Origin of the sequence: Caenispirillum bisanense, assembly GCF_900230255.1 — a bacterium.
GTDB classification, from domain to species: Bacteria; Pseudomonadota; Alphaproteobacteria; order Rhodospirillales; family Rhodospirillaceae; genus Caenispirillum; species Caenispirillum bisanense_A.
On sequence record NZ_OCNJ01000007.1, the window covers coordinates 76,114 to 94,765 of the forward strand.

The 18,652-nt window shown below is 71.9% G+C and carries 21 protein-coding genes and 2 tRNA genes; 10 read left to right on the forward strand and 13 right to left on the reverse strand.

Translation table 11 applies throughout. The features are described from left to right. Positions 1 to 32 precede the first annotated feature (32 nt). The 4 genes from CRP50_RS16030 to CRP50_RS16045 form a co-directional block, all read right to left on the reverse strand. Positions 33 to 215: a hypothetical protein gene (locus tag CRP50_RS16030; RefSeq protein WP_097280190.1), complete on the reverse strand. Its 183-nt coding sequence runs from the start codon at positions 213 to 215 to the stop codon at positions 33 to 35. Positions 216 to 656: 441 nt separating this feature from the next. Beyond that, complete coding sequence (locus CRP50_RS16035; RefSeq protein WP_097280191.1) at positions 657 to 1,079, reverse strand: YciI family protein; 423 nt, start codon at positions 1,077 to 1,079, stop codon at positions 657 to 659. 95 nt (positions 1,080 to 1,174) lie between these two features. Beyond that, positions 1,175 to 1,879, reverse strand: a complete 705-nt coding sequence (locus tag CRP50_RS16040; protein ID WP_097280192.1) for a gamma-glutamyl-gamma-aminobutyrate hydrolase family protein — start codon at positions 1,877 to 1,879, stop codon at positions 1,175 to 1,177. After that, the gene (locus tag CRP50_RS16045) at positions 1,864 to 2,895 is read right to left on the reverse strand and encodes an amidoligase family protein (protein WP_176525210.1); all 1,032 of its coding nucleotides are present in this window, start codon (positions 2,893 to 2,895) and stop codon (positions 1,864 to 1,866) included. The genes CRP50_RS16040 and CRP50_RS16045 overlap by 16 nt, the downstream gene beginning before the upstream one ends. A 146-nt stretch (positions 2,896 to 3,041) precedes the next feature. Between CRP50_RS16045 and CRP50_RS16050 the strand changes: the two genes are divergently transcribed. Together CRP50_RS16050 and CRP50_RS16055 are read left to right on the forward strand one after the other, a co-directional pair. Continuing rightward, positions 3,042 to 3,359 carry an antibiotic biosynthesis monooxygenase family protein gene (locus tag CRP50_RS16050; RefSeq protein ID WP_097280194.1) on the forward strand — a complete coding sequence of 106 codons (318 nt, stop codon included), beginning with the start codon at positions 3,042 to 3,044 and terminating at the stop codon, positions 3,357 to 3,359. A gap of 109 nt (positions 3,360 to 3,468) precedes the next feature. Next, positions 3,469 to 3,711 (forward strand): hypothetical protein, encoded by a 243-nt coding sequence (locus tag CRP50_RS16055; RefSeq protein ID WP_097280195.1) that lies wholly within the window; start codon positions 3,469 to 3,471, stop codon positions 3,709 to 3,711. Here CRP50_RS16055 and CRP50_RS16060 read toward each other — a convergent pair. After that, positions 3,708 to 4,025, reverse strand: a complete 318-nt coding sequence (locus CRP50_RS16060) for a hypothetical protein (RefSeq protein WP_141415176.1) — start codon at positions 4,023 to 4,025, stop codon at positions 3,708 to 3,710. The genes CRP50_RS16055 and CRP50_RS16060 overlap by 4 nt on opposite strands. A 155-nt stretch (positions 4,026 to 4,180) precedes the next feature. Here CRP50_RS16060 and CRP50_RS16065 point away from each other — a divergent pair, with 155 nt between their 5' ends. Then, positions 4,181 to 4,432 (forward strand): hypothetical protein, encoded by a 252-nt coding sequence (locus tag CRP50_RS16065; protein WP_097280197.1) that lies wholly within the window; start codon positions 4,181 to 4,183, stop codon positions 4,430 to 4,432. Between the two features lie 25 nt (positions 4,433 to 4,457). Here the strand turns inward: CRP50_RS16065 and CRP50_RS16070 are convergent, their stop codons facing one another. Beyond that, on the reverse strand, positions 4,458 to 5,387 hold the full coding sequence (locus tag CRP50_RS16070) for a LysR family transcriptional regulator (RefSeq protein ID WP_097280395.1): 930 nt from the start codon (positions 5,385 to 5,387) through the stop codon (positions 4,458 to 4,460). 90 nt (positions 5,388 to 5,477) lie between these two features. On the opposite strand from CRP50_RS16070, the gene CRP50_RS16075 reads away from it, so the two are divergent. After that, a complete protein-coding gene (locus tag CRP50_RS16075; RefSeq protein ID WP_097280396.1) occupies positions 5,478 to 5,996 on the forward strand; it encodes a TRAP transporter small permease in 519 nt (172 codons plus the stop codon). A gap of 25 nt (positions 5,997 to 6,021) precedes the next feature. On the opposite strand, the gene CRP50_RS16080 is transcribed toward CRP50_RS16075, so the two are convergent. Together CRP50_RS16080 and CRP50_RS16085 are read right to left on the reverse strand one after the other, a co-directional pair. Next, positions 6,022 to 6,300, reverse strand: coding sequence for a hypothetical protein (locus CRP50_RS16080; protein WP_097280198.1), 279 nt, complete (start codon positions 6,298 to 6,300; stop codon positions 6,022 to 6,024). A 22-nt stretch (positions 6,301 to 6,322) separates the two neighbouring features. Beyond that, complete coding sequence (locus CRP50_RS16085; RefSeq protein ID WP_097280199.1) at positions 6,323 to 7,045, reverse strand: helix-turn-helix domain-containing protein; 723 nt, start codon at positions 7,043 to 7,045, stop codon at positions 6,323 to 6,325. A gap of 218 nt (positions 7,046 to 7,263) precedes the next feature. Here CRP50_RS16085 and CRP50_RS16090 point away from each other — a divergent pair, with 218 nt between their 5' ends. Continuing rightward, the gene (locus tag CRP50_RS16090; RefSeq protein WP_097280200.1) at positions 7,264 to 8,589 is read left to right on the forward strand and encodes a DUF445 domain-containing protein; all 1,326 of its coding nucleotides are present in this window, start codon (positions 7,264 to 7,266) and stop codon (positions 8,587 to 8,589) included. Between the two features lie 79 nt (positions 8,590 to 8,668). Continuing rightward, a complete protein-coding gene (locus tag CRP50_RS16095; RefSeq protein ID WP_097280201.1) occupies positions 8,669 to 9,109 on the forward strand; it encodes a GlcG/HbpS family heme-binding protein in 441 nt (146 codons plus the stop codon). Here CRP50_RS16095 and CRP50_RS16100 read toward each other — a convergent pair. The 3 genes from CRP50_RS16100 to CRP50_RS16110 are packed head-to-tail and all read right to left on the reverse strand — an operon-like array spanning position 9,087 to position 13,776. Next, complete coding sequence (locus CRP50_RS16100) at positions 9,087 to 9,503, reverse strand: thiol-disulfide oxidoreductase DCC family protein (protein ID WP_097280202.1); 417 nt, start codon at positions 9,501 to 9,503, stop codon at positions 9,087 to 9,089. The genes CRP50_RS16095 and CRP50_RS16100 overlap by 23 nt on opposite strands. A 43-nt stretch (positions 9,504 to 9,546) precedes the next feature. Then, entirely contained in the window at positions 9,547 to 12,879 is a 3,333-nt protein-coding gene (locus tag CRP50_RS16105) for a PAS domain S-box protein (RefSeq protein WP_141415177.1), read from the reverse strand. A 57-nt stretch (positions 12,880 to 12,936) separates the two neighbouring features. Continuing rightward, complete coding sequence (locus tag CRP50_RS16110; protein WP_097280204.1) at positions 12,937 to 13,776, reverse strand: hypothetical protein; 840 nt, start codon at positions 13,774 to 13,776, stop codon at positions 12,937 to 12,939. A 211-nt stretch (positions 13,777 to 13,987) separates the two neighbouring features. On the opposite strand from CRP50_RS16110, the gene CRP50_RS25215 reads away from it, so the two are divergent. Then, entirely contained in the window at positions 13,988 to 14,188 is a 201-nt protein-coding gene (locus tag CRP50_RS25215) for a hypothetical protein (protein ID WP_141415178.1), read from the forward strand. Between the two features lie 99 nt (positions 14,189 to 14,287). Here the strand turns inward: CRP50_RS25215 and CRP50_RS25625 are convergent, their stop codons facing one another. Both CRP50_RS25625 and CRP50_RS16115 read right to left on the reverse strand, forming a co-directional pair. After that, positions 14,288 to 14,449 carry a hypothetical protein gene (locus CRP50_RS25625; protein WP_176525212.1) on the reverse strand — a complete coding sequence of 54 codons (162 nt, stop codon included), beginning with the start codon at positions 14,447 to 14,449 and terminating at the stop codon, positions 14,288 to 14,290. Positions 14,450 to 14,550: 101 nt separating this feature from the next. Next, on the reverse strand, positions 14,551 to 14,775 hold the full coding sequence (locus CRP50_RS16115; protein ID WP_097280205.1) for a hypothetical protein: 225 nt from the start codon (positions 14,773 to 14,775) through the stop codon (positions 14,551 to 14,553). Positions 14,776 to 15,196: 421 nt separating this feature from the next. Here CRP50_RS16115 and CRP50_RS16120 point away from each other — a divergent pair. The 3 genes from CRP50_RS16120 to CRP50_RS16130 all read left to right on the forward strand — a co-directional run bounded on the left by CRP50_RS16120 (position 15,197) and on the right by CRP50_RS16130 (position 18,638). Beyond that, positions 15,197 to 15,273 (forward strand) — tRNA-Asp (locus CRP50_RS16120). A 42-nt stretch (positions 15,274 to 15,315) separates the two neighbouring features. Continuing rightward, positions 15,316 to 15,392 (forward strand) — tRNA-Asp (locus CRP50_RS16125). Between the two features lie 159 nt (positions 15,393 to 15,551). Next, on the forward strand, positions 15,552 to 18,638 hold the full coding sequence (locus CRP50_RS16130) for an ABC transporter substrate-binding protein (RefSeq protein WP_176525213.1): 3,087 nt from the start codon (positions 15,552 to 15,554) through the stop codon (positions 18,636 to 18,638). Positions 18,639 to 18,652 lie beyond the last annotated feature (14 nt).

Below are 18,652 nucleotides of genomic sequence, written 5' to 3' on the forward strand. Positions count from 1 at the left end.
TCCCAGTCCCGCGGTACCGCCGTGGGCCGCGATCACTCGCCCCGGTTTCCGAAGAAACCGCCGGCCGGGCGCATGCGCGACAGGCTGGCGAAGGGCGACAGGCCGGCGAAGGCCGGGGTGATGCGGTGAGCGCCGTCCAGCGCCGAGGCGCGGCGCGGCTCGCGCTCGCGGTCGACGGTCTTCCAGAAGTCCTCGAGATCGTGCGGACCCAACATAGGCTCAATCCCCTCGTCTGGTCGTGGTTCTTGCTTGCGTCCGTTCCGGCCCTGCTGCTCCCTCCTCGGATCAGCAACGCCGGTGCGATGGGCCATGTTGCTCCGCAGCATCCCTGGCGGAATGGCCTCTGGTTGAAGCCGTTACACACCACGGAAACAAATTTGTCAAATGACATCTGCTGACGAAACATCCTTGCGTATGCGCACGACGTGCGGGCGCCGCATAGACCAGAGGATGCAAGCACTTACCCGACAGGTGATACCTAAGGAGCATGCGACCTCGGCAAAGCGGCACCGGGTCGTCCTTCCGAGCTCGTGCCGGCGGCGGCGCGACTCTTCGCATCCGCGCAATGGTGGGGCGCGGCGCCGGCCGGCGGGCGGCCATGGGGGTCTACATGGGCGCCGCCGGCGCCGCTTCAACGGCCGTGGAACGGTTTCCGCTCAGCGGCCCGCCACGCGGTCGCGGATGCGGTCTTCCTGGGCGGCCAGGTCGGGGGTCAGGGCGTCGCCGAAGTCCTCGGCCTCGAAGATCGGGCGGATCTCGATGGCGCTCGGGCCCGGCATGGGGTTGGGGCAGCGCTTCAGCCACGCCACCGCCTCGTCCATGTCGGCGACCTGCCAGATCCAGAACCCGGCGAGAAGCTCCTCGGTAGCCGCGAAGGGGCCGTCGGCGACGGTGCGCGCGGCACCGTCGAACAGCACCCGCTTGCCCTTCGACGACGGGTGCAGGCCCTCCCCGGCCAGCAGAATGCCGGCTTCCGCCAATTCCTCGTTGTAGCGGCCCATGGCTTCCAGCATCTCGGTGGAGGGCATGATGCCCGCCTCGCTGTCGGCCGTCGCCTTCACCAGAACCATCACACGCATGATCGTCTTCCTCCTGGGCAGGGGGGCTCGCATCGGCCCCGTCTCCTGGAAGACGATCGGCACCGGGCGCCCCCGACAGCGCCGGGGTGGATTTTTCAGTCGGTGCAGCGGCCGGCGGCGCAATCGACCGCCTGTTCGACCAGCGCCTTCAGCAGGTTGGACTGGCTGTGGGCGTAGAACAGGAACTCGGGGTGCCACTGCACCCCCACCAGCAGCGGGTCGGCCTCGCGCTCGATGCCCTGCACGACGCCGTGGTCGTCGCGCGCCACCACGCGCAGGCCCTGGCCGGGCTGGTCCACCGACTGGTGGTGCAGGCTGTTGACCTTCAGCCGCCGCCGCCCGCCGAGCAGGCGCGACAGCCGCGAGTCGGCCTCCACCTCCACCCACTTCTTGGGCAGGATGGTCCGCATGTAGGGCGCCTCGTGGTAGACCTTGCGGATCTCCTGGTGCAGGGTGCCGCCGCAGTGGACGTTGATCATCTGCGACCCGCGACACACCCCCAGCACCGGCAGGCCGCGGCGGAAGGCCTCGTCGAGGGCGGCGCGTTCCAGGCGGTCGCGCTCGGGGTCGATGCGCACGTCGAGGGTCAGTTCGCCGCCGTAGATCTCGGCGCCGATGTCGTCGCCGCCGCCGAGCAGCAGGCCGTCCACCGCCCGCAGCGCCTCCGGCCCGTCGTCGGCGGTGATGCGCCGCGGCTGGCCGCCGGCGAGGCGGATGGCGAGGCGGTTGGCCATCCACATCCAGCGGCCGCCGCGCCGGCTGGCCGTCACCCCGATGACCGGCCTCACGGCGTCAGCCATCGCGTCGCCTCCCGCGCCCAGCGCCCGCGTGAGCCCGGCTCGGACCGGCCGCGATGGCGCATCCAGGCGTCGGCCATGGCCTCCAGGCGCGGCCGGTCCTCGGCCAGCATCTCCACCTGCACCCAGTCGTTCCACTCGGCGGCGAGGCTCCAGTCGGGGTCCGACAGGCGGGCGTCGGGCAGGCGGTAGTGGAAGGTCGGCCGCGCCTTGATGAGCGGATCGTCGGCCAGCCGCCGCACCCGCGGCCCGTCCAGGTGGGCGAACAGAGGATAGAGGTCGAGGCCGCGGTTGCGGCTCGGGTTGAAGCGGACATAGTCGTCGATGAGCGTCGGCAGATCGGGATCATAGCCGGGGCGCAGGCAGTGGCGCCCCCAGTCGCCGGGGAAATCGGTGGCGAAGGCCAGCAGCCGGCGGGTGTTGTCGGGCACGATGCGGATCTTCAGCCAGTCTTCCAGCACCACGTAGGCGCGCATGACCGCCAGGATGTAGTCGGCATCGAGGCGCGCCGCCTCCGGGTTGAACTGCAGGGCGAAGGCGTAGACGACGCTGGCGCTGGTGCCTTCCGCGCCGGCGAGGCGCAGGGCGTCGAGCACGCGCTCCATCTCGCCCAGGCGGCCCACGGGCACGGGCGGCGCGACGATCTCCACCGGCAGCCACCGGCTGGAGACGTCGCCGAAGGCCTCGGCGACGCGGCCGCGCAGCTTGTCGAGCAGCTCGCGTGCCTTGCCGGCCTTGGCGGCGCCCTTGGCATCGGGGTGGGCGTACTGGCTGTCGAGTTCGCAGACGAAGGTGCCGTAAGGGGTGTCGCGCACCTCGTGGCGATAGGGGTCGCGCAGGACGATGGTGCCGCCGAACAGATCCTGCACCAGCCGCGCCGCCGCCGCGGCGTCGAGGCCGGCGAACTCCACCTCGACGCCGACGCGCCGCTCGCCGCCGCCCTGGGTGCGGGTGTGCGGCGGCGGCAGCAGGTCCGGCCGCCCGCTGCGGGCGGCGGGAGCGATGTGGTGCGGGCTCACGCGCGGGCACTCCTGTTGTTTCCGGCTCCTGCGGAAGGTACGCGCGAGGGGGCGCCGAAGGTCCGCCGCAGGGCGTTTGCGCCCGGCGCGGCAGGCTGGCATGCTGGCCGCTCGCCTGGTTTCAACCTGCCGAGGAAGGATCCCGCATGTTCATCGCCATGAACCGCTTCCGCATCCGCAAGGGCCAGGAGGCCGAGTTCGAGCGCATCTGGCGCGAGCGCGACAGCCACCTGAACGAAGTGCCGGGCTTCGTGGAGTTCGCCCTGCTCAAGGGCCCGGAGCACGAAGACCACACGCTGTACGCCAGCCACACGGTGTGGCGCTCCGCCGAGGATTTCCAGGCCTGGACCACGTCGGACGCCTTCCGCAAGGCCCACGCCGGCGCCGGCGCCAGCCGCGACGTCTACCTCGGCCCGCCGCAGTTCGAGGGCTTCGAGGCGGTGCAGGTGCTGAAAGGGGCGTGAGGGACGCGCAGGCGGGCTCCCGCGAGCGGCACCGCCCGTTCCCGTGGCCCCGCCGCCCCGCCGCCCCGCCGCCCCTATGATCGATGCTTCCGCCGTCGGAGGACCGCCCATGCCCCTGCCCGTCCGCGCCGCCCTGGTCGGCCTCGCCACCCTCGCCCTCGCCGCCTGCGGTGCGGCGACGGTCGTCGGCAGCAGTGCGGAGGCGATCCTGTTGCGCGTCCCCGACCAGGCCGCCGTGCAAGGCACCCGGGCCCAGGCCGCGGAGCACTGCGCCGAACGCTACCGCACGCCCGTGCTGGTTTCCGCCGACCCGCTGGGGGACGAGGTGCTGGCGCGCTGGGAGTGCCGTTAGGGTCGGTCTGCGTCGCCGCGGGCCGCCAGATAATCGGCCGAATCGCGCGCCTGCCGCTCTTCGGGCGTGAGGTCCGGCACGGCTGCCGCCGCCCGGCGCCGTCGCAGCAGCAGGCCGCCGAGCAGCGCGAGGGCGCCGCCCACCAGTGCGATCAGCAGCCCGCCGGCCGCCACCAGCCCGAGGAACAGCGACAGGGGTCCGTCGCCGCCGCCCGGGATCAGGGTCGCCGCGGCCAGCGCCAGCCCGGCCGCCACGACCGCGCCACCCACCACTTTCAGAAGACTTCCCGCTCCCCGCCGGATGCCGTCGCCCATGGCGCGCCCTCCCCCATGTCACCCGAGGGCGGGCAGCGTAGCGCCCTTCGCGCGGCGGCGGAAGGACCAGCCCCTACGCCTCCTGCACCGCCACCGGCGCCACCCGCTGCGCGTTCTTCCCGCACATGGGATCTTCAACTGCAGGAGGATGCGCCATGGCGCACAGACGTCTCCTTTTCGCCGCCGCCGCGACCGCCGCCGCCGTCCTGGGGCTGGCGGCCTGCGCCGACCCCGAGGTCGCCGCCCATCAGCCCGACACCCTGACCCTGGTGGTGGAAGACGCCGACGAACTCGCCCAGGCCGGCGAGGATGCCGCCGAGTACTGCGGCCAGCAGGGGCTCGGCGCCGATCTGGTGGAAACGACGCAGCTCGACGACGGTGTGGTCGCCCGCTACGTCTGCGAGTGACGCCCGACCGCCGCCGCCGCCCGCGTCACAGGGCCGTCCGCACCGGCTGGCGGCCCTTGGCGCGGGCGTGCTCGCGGGCCAGTTCCACGAAGAACCGGGCCGTCTGCCCGACCGAGCTGCCCTTGCGCCACGTCAGGCCGACGTCCACCGTCGGCAGAGGCTCGGCGAAGGGGCGTACCTCCACCCGGTCGCCATCCAGCGACCACGGGCGGTAGGCCATGTCGGGCAGGATGGCGATGCCGATGCCGGTGCCGACGAGGGACCGCACCGCCTCCACCGACGCCGTCTTCAGCACCACCCGCGGCGCGATGCCCGCCTGCCGCCACTGGGCGTGGGTGAGCACGTGCATGTCGTCGGTGGTCAGCTGGATGAGCGGCTGGTCCGCCAGGTCGGCGACGCTCACCGTTTCCTGCGCCAGCAGCGGATGATTGGCCGGCAGCCACACGCGATAAGGCGAGCGCAGCAGCACCTCGGCCGCCAGCGCGTCCTGGTTCTCCAGCGCCGAGCAGATGAGGATGCCGACGTCGATCTCGCCGTTGATGAGCAGGTGCTCGATGAAGCGGCGCTGATCCTCCACCACCTTCACCGTCACGTCGGGATAGACCCGGCGGTAGCGCGCCAGCAGGTCGGCCAGGTAGTAGCCGGCGACCATGGCCGTCACGCCGAGCGTCAGCGTGCCGCCCACCGTCTGCGCGTGCGCCTTCACGGCCCGCCCCGCGTCCACCACCGCCCCCATGATGCGCTGGGCATGGCGCAGGAACTGGTGGCCTTCCTGGGTCAGCACCACGCCCTTGGCGGTGCGCAGCAGCAGCGCCGCCCCCACCTCGTCCTCCAGTTGCTTGAGCGCCACGGTCACCGCCGACTGCGAGATGCCGAGGTCGCGGGCGGCGGCGGAGACCGACAGCGTGCCGGCGACGGCGATGAAATAGCGGACCTGGCGGAGCGTGATGTTCACGACAGCGATCTCCGAAGCGCGAATTTCGGGCATGCTATCATGTTTTTCGATGGCGTGGCGCCCATCGGCAGCCTCTGGTACACCGGACGGATGAGCCTACGCCCCGTCCCCGCCCTGCCCGTCCGCGTGATCCGTGCCCTCGCCAGGGCCGCCGCCCTGGTGGGCGCGACGCTGCTGGTCGCCGCCGTAGTGACGACGGTGTGGAGCGTGCTCGGCCGCTGGCTGGCGGCGGCGCCGTTGTTGGGGGATACGGAACTGGTGGAGCGGCTGGTGGGGGCGGGCATCTTCCTGGTGCTGCCCTACGGCCATCTGGTCGGCGGCAACATCGTGGTGGACCTGCTGGTCCGCCGCTTTCCCGGCCGGCTGCGGCGTGCCCTGGCGGCCGGGGCCGAACTCCTGTTCGCCGCCGTCGCCGCATTGCTGGCGTGGCGCATGACGCTCGGCGGGCTCGACCTGCACCGCTACGGCGAAACCTCGATGATGCTCGGCTTGCCCACCTGGTGGGGCTTCGCCGCCGGTGTGCCGGCGCTGGTGCTGCTGGCGCTGGTGTGCCTGGTGCGGGCCTTCGCGCCGGGGCAGGGGCAGGCGCCGACGGGCGGCGGCGCCTGACGCGACCCCATCCCGGGCCGGCGCCTCAGCCCTTGGCCTCGGCGGGACGGCGGCGCTCTTCGCGCAGTTCCTCGACCACTTCGGTGTAGAGGTCGCGGTAGACGGCTTCCAGGTCGGGATGCTCCGTCAACAGATCCTCGATCACCTGCTCGGCCCGCATCTCCCCGAGGGTGGTGCGGAAGGTCTTGGACAGGAACTCCTCGATGGACAGGTCCTTCTCGCTGGCGCGCGCTTCCGCCATGTCCATCTGTTGGCGCACCAGCGTCTTGATCCAGTGCCTGAGCGCCTTGCGTTCGGCCGCCACGTCCCGATCCTCCCCGCCGACCTCAGGCCGACCGTCGGCCGGGCTCGTCGCCGGCGGCGACGCGCTCGCACTCGGCGATCATTTCGCGCATGATGCCGACCACATGCCGGCGCATGCCCGGAGCGAGGCTGGTGAACAGGCCGTAGAGCTCGTCGCGGTCGGGATCGTCGCCCCGCGCGGGCGCCGCGGCGGGCGCGACGGCAGCAGCGGCCGGGGCGGCCTCGACCGTGGCGGACTCGGGCACGGCGGCGGGCGCGGGCGCCAGCGGAGCCACCGGACGCTCGCCACTGAACCACGCGAGGTCGACCTGCAGCACCTGGGCGATGCGCGCCAGAATGGCGACAGGCACGCGGCGATGCGCCAACTCGAAGTTGCGCATGCGGGCCGGCGCGACGCCGACGCTCACCGCCAGTTCGTCCAGCGACAGCCCCAGTTCCTCGCGCCGGGCGGTGATCGCCTCGGCGACGGCACTGTCGCCCTGCGGCTCCTCGCGCGCGGCGGCGATGCCTTCGTGTCCGGCACGGGCGCGGGCGGCGCGAGTCGCACGCGCCGAAAGCATGCGGTTGATACGGAACAGCACCGCCGTACGGTCGTATTCGGCGAGGTCGGGGAAGCGCTCGTTCAGGACCGCTTCCGCCGCCCCCTCGCTGTCAGCCGTCAAGCCGCGGCGCGCGCCGGTGAGCTCGGCCAGAACGTCGCGGGCGATCGCCTGCGCGCGCTCGGGGGTCATCATCTCGTCCTTCATTCGATCAGCCGCCCTTCATCGTGACGTATATGGAATGAACCTCTACGCCGTCTTGCGTGTCACGTCAAACTTCACGGGGTATTAGAGGACGCCTTATTCCTCCTCACGGTTGCAGGCGAAACACAACCATCCAGTTGGGTTGTTTTCCGGGCCGTTCGGGGCATCGGGCCCGTCCGACAGGATAATGCGACGGCGCCACCAGGGCGAGACGTGAAAAGATGACCGGTGCGATCATTGATGATAGCCATGGTCCCATGAAGGACGCCTCGCCCCCTCCGCCGTCGCTCGCGGCCGCGGCACCCGATGCCGCCGACACCGAGCGGCAGCGCGCCGACCTGCGCCGCCACCGCATGGCCGCCACCGGCCTGCTGGTGGCCATGGGCGGCGTCTTCGCCGGCAGCCACGCCCTGCCCGGCCAGGGCACCTACTGGATGGGCCTGCTGCAGGCGGGCACCGAAGCGGCGCTGGTCGGAGGACTGGCCGACTGGTTCGCCGTCACCGCCCTGTTCCGCCGCCCCCTCGGCCTGCCCATCCCGCACACGGCTCTCATCCCGTCCAACCAGGACCGCATCGCGCGGCGGCTCGGCGCCTTCGTCACCCGCTATTTCCTGGCGCCCGAGATCCTGCAGGAGCGCCTGCGCACCCTGGAGGTCGCCGGCCGCGCCGGGGCGTGGCTCGCCAGCGGCGACAATCCGCGCCGACTGGCCGGGCGCATCGCCGACCTGCTGCCGGCCCTGCTCGACGCCGCCGGCGACGAACGCCTGCGGGCCCTGGTGGCGCGCGGCCTCACCGCCCGCCTGCGCCAGACCGACGTCGCGCCGCTGCTCGGCCGCCTGCTCGCCGCCATCCCCGACGAGGAATACGGCACCCTGCTCACCCAGGCGGTGACGCTGGCGCGCGAGCAGCTGGTGCGCAACGAGGATCGCATCCACGCCATCGTCACCGAACGCAGCGCCTGGTGGCTGCCGAAGGCGGTGGACCGCCGCGTCGCCCGCGCCCTCATCGGCGCCGCCTTCGAGCTGCTCGACGACCTGGAGGACCCCGACAACGAGGTGCGCCGCCGCTTCGCCGACACCCTGCGCGACTTCCGCGCCCGCCTCACCGACGACCCCGACCTGCACGCCCGCCTGCGCGCCGTGAAGAACCGGGCGCTCGACCATCCCCAGGTGCAGGACGCCCTGTCGCGGGTGTGGGACGAGATCCGCCGTGCCCTGACCGAAAGCGCCGGGCGCCGCGACGGCCGCCTGCGCGCCGGCCTGACGGAAGCGCTGCGCGGCCTGGGGGACCGACTGCTGGCGGATGCGGACCTGCGGCAGGCCGTCGACAGCCGCATCGAGGCCGCCGTCATGAAGGGCCTGGTGCCGTGGCGCGACCAGATCGGCGGCTTCATCGAGGACGTGGTGCGCAAATGGGACACCCGCACCCTGACCGAGCGGCTGGAGCTGACCGTCGGCCGCGACCTGCAGTTCATCCGCATCAACGGCACCCTGGTCGGCGCCCTGGTCGGCTGCGTGCTCTACGTGCTGGTGGAGGCGCTGTCGTAACCCGGACGGCCGGCCGCCTTGCCAGGGGCGCGACGGGCGGCCACACTGGCGCGACAGCAAGACCAACCCGGGAGGCCCCATGTTCGTCCATTCCCTGTCGCTCGACGCCGCCTCGCAGATCGTCGACGAAGCCCTGCGCCAGGGCCGCAGCCGCAACTTCCAGCCGCTGACGGTGGTGGTGCTCGACGCCGCCGGCGTCGTCAAGGCGCTGAAGCGCGACGACGGCGCCAGCCTCATGCGTCCGGAAATCTGCATCGGCAAGGCCTGGGGCGCGCTCGCCCTCGGCTTCGGCGGGCGGGAACTGGCGCGGCGGGCGGAGAAGATGCCCGGCTTCATGAACGCCGCCTCCGACCTCGCCGGCGGCCGCATGGTGCCGGTGGCCGGCGGCGTGCTGGTGAAGGACGACAAGGGCGTCATCGTCGGCGCCGTCGGCATCACCGGCGACACCTCCGACAACGACGAGATCTGCGCCGTCGAGGCCATCAAGGCCGCCGGGTTCACCCCCGACACCGGCGCCTGAGCGCCGCCGCCTTCCGCCGCTGCGCCCAGGCCTGCAGGCGCGGACGCAGCGGCAGGAACAGGCGGTAGGCCGCTTCCAGCACCAGGGGCAGCGGCGGCACCGTCGCCATCCGGCCGAGCCAGGCCAGCCGCGGCACCCGGCGCCACAGGGCGATGAAGGCCCGCGCGCCGGACTCCATCCGCCCGTCCGCCCACCGGACGTGAAAGCGTTGCAGCAGCTGCGCCGGGTCGAGCGGGCAGACCGCGGCGGCGCCCGGCGCGGCGACGTTCACCCAGCGCACGCCGTGCGGCCGCAGCGCCCGGTAAACGGCGATCTCGCGCCGGCACAGCGGACAGGCGCCGTCGTAGAACACGGTGAGCGGAGCGGGCACGGGGCGGTCGAGGGCGGCGGTCATGCCGTTCCTACGCCGCCGCCGACCCGGCGGACCAGTCGGCCGATCAGATCGGCGCCGACTCCGCCCGGCGCCGTTCCGCCAACGCCTCGCCGAGGGCCTGCACCACCCGGCGGGCATCCACCGGCTTCAGCAGCACCGCCGTCGCCACCCGCGTCACCGGATCGCCGTCGGCGATGACGGCGCCGGTCACGACCAGGGCCGGCAGGCGCGGGTCGCGCTCGCGCAGGCGGCGGATCAGGGTGGCACCGTCGTCGCCTCCGGGCAGGTTGAGGTCGGCGATCACCGCATCGGGCGGGTCCAGCCGCGCCTTGGCCGACGCCTCGCTGGCGTCGGAGGCGGTGGAAACGCGGAAGCCGTGCTCGATGAGGTAGACGGCCAGCGCCTGGCGGGCCAGCGGCTCGTCCTCCACCAGCAGCACGTGGCCGGTCGGCACGCCGGGCATCGGCGCACCGGTGCCGCCGCCGCTCAACCCCACCACCGGCGCCCCCGCCGCCTCGGCCACCGCATTGTCGGCCAGCGGCAGGCGGATGGAGAACACGGCGCCGCCGCGGTTCTCGACGCGCAGGGTGCCGCCCATCTTGGTGATGGCGTTCATGCAGATGGACAGGCCGAGGCCGGTGCCGACGCCCTCGCGCTTGGTGGTGAAGAACGGCTCGAAGATGTCCTGCAGCAGATGGCGCGGCACGCCGGGGCCGTTGTCGGACACCTCGATGAGCAGCTGCGGCGCCTGCGGTTCCGGCACCACGCGCAGCCGCGCCGTGGCCTGCCATCCCGGCTCGACGTCGCCGTCCGCCCGCCGTTCCAGCAGGGCGTCGAGGGCATTGCGCAGCAGGTTGATGACGACCTGCTCGAACTCCACCGGGCTGCCTTCCACCACGCCGGCGCGCGGCGGCACGTCGATCTCGAGCGCGACGCTCTCGCGGGCGAAGACCGGGCGCATCATGTCGACCGCCGCCGTAAGGGGACCGGCGGCGTCGAAGGCCGACAGCCGGCCCTTGCTGGAGCGGCTGAAGACGCGGATGTGGTCGATGATCTCGGCCATGCGGCTGCACTGGCGGGTCGCCATCTCCAGCTTCTCGGCCGTTTCCTGCGGCGGCACGCTGCCGCCGGCGAGACGCAGTCGCAGGCCCTCGAGGCCCATGGACAGGATGTTGAGCGGCTGGCTCAGTTCGTGGGCGACGCCCGCCGCCATCTGACCGAGGGTCGCCATCTTGGCGGTCTGCATCAGGCGCCCGCGCACCCCGTCGCCGACGTCGAGCGGCCGGATCACCGCCTGGGCCGCCGGGCGGTCGTGCAGGCGGATGGGGGCGCTGATGATCCAGGCGTCGAACAGGCTGCCGTCGCGGCGCTGCAGGTCTTCCTGGATGCCGTTCCATGGCACCTCGGCGGTGGCGCGAGTGGCCTCGCCCACCTGCTCGCGCACCGACGGCGCCACCAGATCGGTGACCGCCAGACCGTCCGGCACGTCCGCCGGCCCGAAGCCGAACAGGGTGAGGGCGGCGCGGTTGATGAACAGCACCCGGTCGTCGGCATGCACGACGATGGCCTCCGGCGACTGCTCCACCAGCGCCCGGTAGCGGCTTTCGCTCTCGCGCAGGGCTTCCTCGGCGGCGAGGCGGGCGGAGACGTTGCGGTGGAACCACACGCGCCCGAGCAGCGCCCCCGCCGAATCCCGCAGGTCGCCTTCCAGGGCGTCGACGATGCGGCCGTCGGTCAGCCGCAGGCGCGTCCACCCCGGTTCGTCGCCGGCGGTGGCGGCGCCGGGCACCACGTGGGACGCGACGTGCGCCAGCAGCGCCTCGGCCTCGCCGTCCTCCACCAGCCTTTCCGGCACCCGCCACAGCTCACGGAAACGGGCGTTGCACGACCGCACGCGGCCGCCGGCGTCGACCACCAGCAGGCCGTCGGGCGTCGCTTCCTGCTGGATGCGCAGCAGGCTGTTCTGGAAGGCGATGGCCTTTTCGCGCGCCTTCTGCTCGGTCAGGTCCTGGATGACGCCGACCAGCAGCGGCTCCTGGTCACCCATGCGCGGCTTCAGGCTGAGGGTGACCAGCGCCTCGACGTCCTGCCCGTCGCGGCGCAGATAGCGCTTCTCGTAGGCGATGCCCGAGGGCCCGAGCGCCTCCATGCGGCTGACGCGGTACATGGTGCCCAGGCGGTCGTCGGGGTGGGTCAGGTCCTCGATGTTGGCACCGGTGAGCCCGCCCGGCGGGTAGTGCAGCAGACGGTCGAAGCCCGTGTTGGCGAAGCGGATGGTGCCGTCGCGCGCCACCAGGGTGATGCCGACCCCGACGTTGTTGAGGATGGAGCGGAACAGCAGCTCACGTTCCGCCAGATCGTGCGCCGCCGCCTCCTCGAAGCGCAGACGGCGCATGGTCATGGGGTAGAGCCCGAACAGCACCAGCAGCACCAGGCCGCCGAAAGCCCATTGCAGCGTCATGGCCGCGGCCGCCGCCGCCCGCACGTCGCTGGTGGAATAGGCCGCCGTCACCGCCAGCGGCAGGTTGCCGACGCGGGCGAAGCTGACGACGCGCTGGCGGCCGTCGCTCACCGAGTCCACCCGCAAGGTGCCCGATTCGGCGCCGCGGCGGATTTCGGCGAAGACGGTGCTGTCGACGATGGAGCGGCCGACCATGCCGGACACGGCCGGATAGCGGGCCAGCACCACGCCGTCGGCACGGATCAGCCCGATCGCGCCGTTGCGGCCGAGCACCGAGTGGGAGAACACGTCGGCGAGGTCGGCCCCCGGTATGCCCAGCGTCGCCACGCCGAGGTAGGCGCCGTCGGCGCTGCGGATGGGCCGGCCGATGAGGAACAGGGAGCCGCTGCCGAAGGCGCCGGCGACGGGATCGCCGATCAGAAGCCCGTCGGGCGCGTCCACCGCCCGTCGTGCCAGCACCGCCAGGGCGTCGCGCACGGCGGCGTCGGCGGGTGCGGTGGCGATGCGACGCTCCCCGGCCGCATCGAGGAGCCACAGGCCGTGCACCCACGAGGATCCCTCCGCCAGGGCCTGCAGGTCGAGGCGGGTGCGGTCGAGGTTCAGCGCCTCCCAGCCGAGGGTGGCCACCTCCGCCGCCGAATGCCGCAGGATGACGTCGGCGCCTTCGAAATGATGCAGCATGTGCTGCTTGAGGATGAGTGCGCCGTCCGCCACCGCCCGGTCGGCATCGCTGCGCGCCTTGCCGAACTCGCTGACGGCCGACAGGCTGAGGCCGCCCAGGATGACGCCCACCATGGCGGCCCACAGGATGCGGAACCGGCGTTGGTTGCGGCGTCCGTGCGTCGGCGCCGGCGCCGCGGCGGCGGCATCGCCGGCGGCGGTGTCCAAGGACGGGGCCGGCGTCGGCGACGTCGGCGGAATACTCTCGGCGGTCACGATCTGTCCCCTGCTGCGGCCGCCGCTGCCGAGGCGCGCCCGCGAGGGGCGGCGCCGTCAGGCGACCAGCAGCCTGCGCATATCCTGAAGCGAGCCGGTTCCCGCGGCAACCATTCGCTGATGAGACATATGGGATAGACCGCCGGTACCGCTCGCGAGGCGGGTCTGGCGCAGGCCGCGCATCACCCGGTCGCGCAGCCCCTCGCCGCCCGGCAGCAGGCGCTCCACCCCCGGCTCCATGGCGACGGACGGCAGCAGCGCGCGCGCCGTCGGGCCGATCAGCGTCACGTCCAGCAGCCCGGCGACGCGGGGATCGTCCAGCCGCACCACCTGAAGGGCGCCGGCCATGAAGGGCGACAGCGGCAGGCCGGTGCCGGCCACGTGGCAGATCTCGGCCCGGTTGTGCGGCTCGTGATCGGACGCGCGGCCGTAGGTGGGCTGATCCGTCCCGCCGATATGGCGCAGCACGAGGTCGTAGAACTCCGCCACCGCGTCGTAATAGGCCATGCCGGTCAGGCCGCCCTCGGCGAAGGGTGCAAGCACCGCGTCGCGCCAGTGATCGAGGAAGCGGCGATGCTGCCCGGCATGGGTCGCCACCAGCTCGGCGTCGACGTGACCGCGGGCGAGCGACCAGGCGACGCCTTCCTCCTCGTCGAGGAAATGGACCCAGAGGTAGAGGGTCGCCACGTCGGTCAGCGTGCGGGTGCGGCGCTGGCAGCCGGTGCGCACGGCCTTCAGCAGATGCCGGTACAGGATGACCAGCATGGCGTGCTGGATGTCGTTGTACCAGTGGTCGGTGCGCAGATGCTCGGGCACCTGGAGGATCGCCTCCAGCGCCCGACCGTCGACGGTCGACGACTGGGCGGCGGCGGCGTCCGTGCTGGCAGTGGCTGGCATCGTCTTCATCCCCTCGACTTTGGTCTGGCGCCATTGTTCGCCGCGGTTCTAACAGACGGCATAGTCGAATCGCTCGCGCGAACTGGTTGGTCAAGACGATGAAAACGCATACCGAATTCGGCGGCCTGCGCTATACTTTGGGTGATCGCGGCACCGCCATCGCTACATGCGGAGCGGGAGATCCGTGCCGTCAACAGCGAGGTCGTCGAAGATGAAGAGGCAGAACGTGGAGGTCGGCCAACGGTTCCGTGAGCGAACCTCCTGGGCCGCGGAGTGGGAGGTGGAGTTCATCTACAGCGATGGCGCGCGCATTCCCCATGCCCGCCTGCGCAACATCCGCAGCCCCGTCGATGCCCGCACCCTGGCGATCGAGGCCCTGCTCGACCGCAACCGGTTCGAGCGGGTGGCCTGACGGTCGCCCCGCCGGCCTCACCCCGGCGGAGCAAAAGAAAAACGGTCGCACCCGGCGAGGGCGCGGCCGTTTTTCCGTGACCGAAGGGCGTGTCCTGCGTCAGCGGCGCGGCGGCGTCCGCCGGTCGCGCACCCGCACCGGAACGGGCTTGGGCTGCGGCGCGAGAGCCTTGGCAGCCGCGACCGCAATGGCGACGGCGGCCGCCGCGGCGGCGATCGCTGCCGTGACCGGGTCGAGAAAGAGCGTGGTGACGCTGGTCATGGGCAGGCTCCCGTGCATCGCGTGATCTCACCCACAAGAGGTGAGCCCATAAGGCCTCTTCGTCAAGATGCTCTTTGGTACACGCCGGTGCGGCCGTGGTGTCAGGCGTTGCCGCGCTGCTGGTCGCGGGCGATGAAGCGCATCATCCAGCCGCCGAGCAGGCCGAGCGCCACGACGGCGAAACCGACGAGCACGGCCACCGTCCCGTTGCTCTCGAAGCCGAACAGATTGCCCGACGAGCCTTCGACCATGAGGGTCGCCACGATCGCCCAGACGATGGCGGGCGCCGCCATGAAGCCGACGAGGACGAGCGGAAGGTAACGCATGCCAGTCTCCGATTGATCTCGTTGAATTTTGTGCAGCGCGCACGGCTTTGCCGCAGCGCAAAACGAAGCGCGCATCACCTAGCGCCCCGCCCCGCCCTTTTCAAGAGGCTCTGTCGACAATCGACATGGCGCGGGCGGCGAAAAAAAGCGGCCGGGAGGGGAAGCCCCGCCCGGCCGGAGTGTTGGGAGACTGTGGCGGAAACCGGCCGTGGCGGCCGGCTCCGTCGCAAAGGATGCTGCAACGGAACAAGGAAAGCAGATCCACCCCACCAAACGCATTGACATTTCTCAGCCGCCGGACCATTTTCTGCCTCCCTGCCGGGGCCGGCAGCGGGTACCACCCGATGCGTTGCAAGAAACTGCAACAAGGCCCTTGCAAGGGGGACAAAGCCTTGTTATAAGGCCGCCCTCCCCGGGAAATGCGGGTGTAGCTCAGTTGGTTAGAGTGCCGGCCTGTCACGCCGGAGGTCGCGGGTTCGAGCCCCGTCACTCGCGCCATCCCGAGGGGGAGACAGTAGGTAAGTCAGTGCATCCTGGATTGCGGGTGTAGCTCAGTTGGTTAGAGTGCCGGCCTGTCACGCCGGAGGTCGCGGGTTCGAGCCCCGTCACTCGCGCCACCAGGAACGCAACGAAAAGAGACCGGCCATCGCGCCGGTCTTTTTCGTTTTCCGGCCATGTCGAAACAACGGGGTGTTACACCGGAGTCGTGCGTCCACCGAGCGTTGGCGCTATGGTGGGAGTGTCTACTCCCATTGCTGCTGCGGAGACCCCGTGCCGTGCCCCCGTTCTCCGTGCCCTTCGAACGCCGGGCCTGCGTCGCCGTTCTCCTGATCGCGGCGCTGCTGGTGCTGGCCCCGGCCGCACATGCCGCCGAGAAGGTGGTGCTGCAACTGCGCTGGGCGCCGTCGTTCCAGTTCGCCGGCTATTACGCCGCCCTGTGGGAGGGCTACTATGCCCAGGCCGGGCTCGACGTGGAGCTGCGCTCGGGCCTCGACGCCGCGGGCAATCCGCTGTCGGGCACCCGCGAGGTGGTGGAGGGGCGCGCCGATTTCGGCATCGGCGGCAGCGACATCCTGCTCGCCAACGACCAGAACCACCGGCTGGTGGTCATCGGCAGCTTCTTCCAGCACAGCGGCGCCGCCCTGTTCATGCGGGACTCGCCCGACATCCGCACCCTCGGCGATGCCCTGAAGAAGGACATCCTGCGCCGGCCGGGCGACCTGACGGACGTGGAGCTGATGGCCATGGCCCAGGCCGCCGGGTTCGATCCGCCGCCGGCCGCCAAGCGCGGCAGTTCGCGCGACTTCTTCGGCGGCAAGGGCGACGGCTACGTCGGCTATGTGATTTCCAGCCCCTTCCACTTCGCCCAGAACGGCGTGCCGGCGCGCATGTTCCGGCCGCTCGACTACGGCGTCGACTTCTACGGCGACAGCCTGTTCACCACCCGGCGGCTGGTGCAGCAGGACCCCGCCCTCGTCGACGCCATCCTGCGGGCGACGCAACGCGGCTGGGAATATGCGCTGACCCACCCCGACGCCATGGTCGCCCGCCTGTCGGAACTGCCGCAGAACATCGCCTTCCTGGACGACAACCGCGCCCTCAACCGCTTCATGGTGGAGCCGGTCCGCCAGTTGACGGCCTGGCCCATGGTGGAGTTGGGCCACATCAACCCCGACCGCTGGCGCCGCATGCACCAGACCCTGGCCCGGTTCGGGCTGGTGAGCGAATCCTTCGCCCCCGAGACCTTCCTGTTCGACAAGGTGCGCCTGGAGATGGCGCGCACCGAGCGCACCTACATGATCCTCGGCATCGTCGCCGTGGTGCTGGCCGCCGGCCTCGGCATCGCCGCCGTCGGCGTGTGGGCCCTGCGCCGGGTGGTGGTGCGGCGCACCCGCGCCCTGCTCGACACGGAGCAGAGCCTGCAGCGCTTCATCGGCGCCGTGAAGGACTACGCCATCGCCCTGCTCGACGAGGAGGGCCGCGTGGTGAGCTGGAACGACGGCGGCACGCGCCTGTTCGGCTGGCACGCGCCCGAAGTCATCGGGCAGCCGTTCGCCCTGTTCCACCCCGACGACGCCCGCACCGAAGGACGGCCGGAGCAGGAGATGATCCAGGCCCGCCACGACGGCACCACGCCGCTCGACGGCTGGCGGCGGCGGCGTGACGGCAGCCGGTTCCAGGGCGAGGGCGTGCTCGCCGCCCTCACCACCCCCGACGGCCGCCTGCGCGGCTTCCTGATGGTGGTGCGCGACGTCACCAAGCGCCGCCAGGCGGAAGACCGCATCCGTTTCCAGGCCCACCTGCTGAACGAGGTGCGCACGGCCATCATCGCCACCGACGGCGACGGCGCCATCACCTACCTCAACCGCCGCGCCGAGGTCCTGTTCGGCCTCAGCCAGCGCGAGGCACTCGGGCTGCCGCTGCGGGCGCTCGACCTGCTGCCGACCGAGGTGCTGGCCGCCGATCCCGACCGCACGGCCGACCTGGACGTCACCCTGCGCCGCCGCGACGGGCAGATGCTGCCCGGCCTCGTCTCCGTGTCGCGCCTGCCGGGTGCCGACGGGGCGTCCGGCGGGCTCATCTATTCGGCGCTCGACCAGTCCGACCGCCGCCGCATGGAAACCATGCTGCGCCAGGCCAGCAAGATGGCGGTGCTCGGCGAGATGTCGGCCAGCCTGATCCACGAGATCAGCCAGCCCATGAACATCATCCGCCTGCTGGCCGAAAGCGCCGTGGCGAGCCTGGAACGCGCCCCCGCCGACACCGACGCCGCCGCCCTGCGGGCCATGCTGGGCGGCAAGTTCGGCGAGATCGTCAATCAGGCGGAGCGGCTGGTCGACACCTTCGATTACATCCAGGCCTTCTCCCGCCGCGACGGCGGCACCAAGGAGCCCTTCGCGGCGCAGGCCGCCATCGTCCAGGCGGTCAGCCTGTTCGAGCAGCAGGCCGCCAAGGACGGCATGCGCATCGACCTGCACCTGGAGCCGGAGACGGCGGACGCGGTGGTGGTCGGCCACCGCAACCAGCTCGACCAGGTGCTGCTCAACCTGCTGCGCAACGCCACGCAGGCGGTGCTGAGCAATCCCGGCCGCCGCCGCGCCCCGCCCTACGGCACGGTGCGGGTGACCGCCGCCGTGCAGGTCCGCGGCGATCAGGGCGAGCTGCGGCTGGTGGTGGAAGACGACGGCCCCGGCATCCCGCCCGAGGTGCTGGACCACGTCTTCGAGCCCTTCTTCACCACCAAGCCGACCGGCGAAGGCACCGGCCTCGGCCTGTCCATCTGCCTCGACATCGTGCACGACATGGGCGGCGACATGGGGGCGGCGAACCGGCCCGAGGGCGGGGCCCGCTTCACCATCTTCCTGCCGCTGGCCCGCCAGCCGGCCGCCGCGCCGCCGGCCGGCACCGCCGTCGACCAGGCCGCCGCCGCGGCCGCCGCCACCGCCGCCGCTGGCGGAGGCACGGACGAGGAAGCCGGCGGCGCCCGCATCCTGGTGGTCGACGACGAGGTGCTGGCCGCCGACGTCATCGCCGACGCCCTGCGCGAGTCGGGCTACGCCGTCACGGTCGCCCACGATCTGGGGGGCGCGCTGGCTGCCCTGGATGCGGCACAGCCCGACGCCGTGGTGACCGACCTGCACCTGCCCGACGGCCGCGGCGAGGACCTGCTCCAGCGCCTCGCCGAGGACTGGCCGCAGGTCTTCACCATCGTCATGACCGGCCAGCCGCTCGCCGAACGCCGCCTGCTGGAACAATTGCCGGGCGGGGTCGACGCCTTGCTGCGCAAGCCCGTCAGCATCCGCGACCTCAAGACCCGCCTGCGCACCCTGCTCGACAGCGACAGCCTGGTGCTGGAGGACTGACGGCGCCGCCTCCC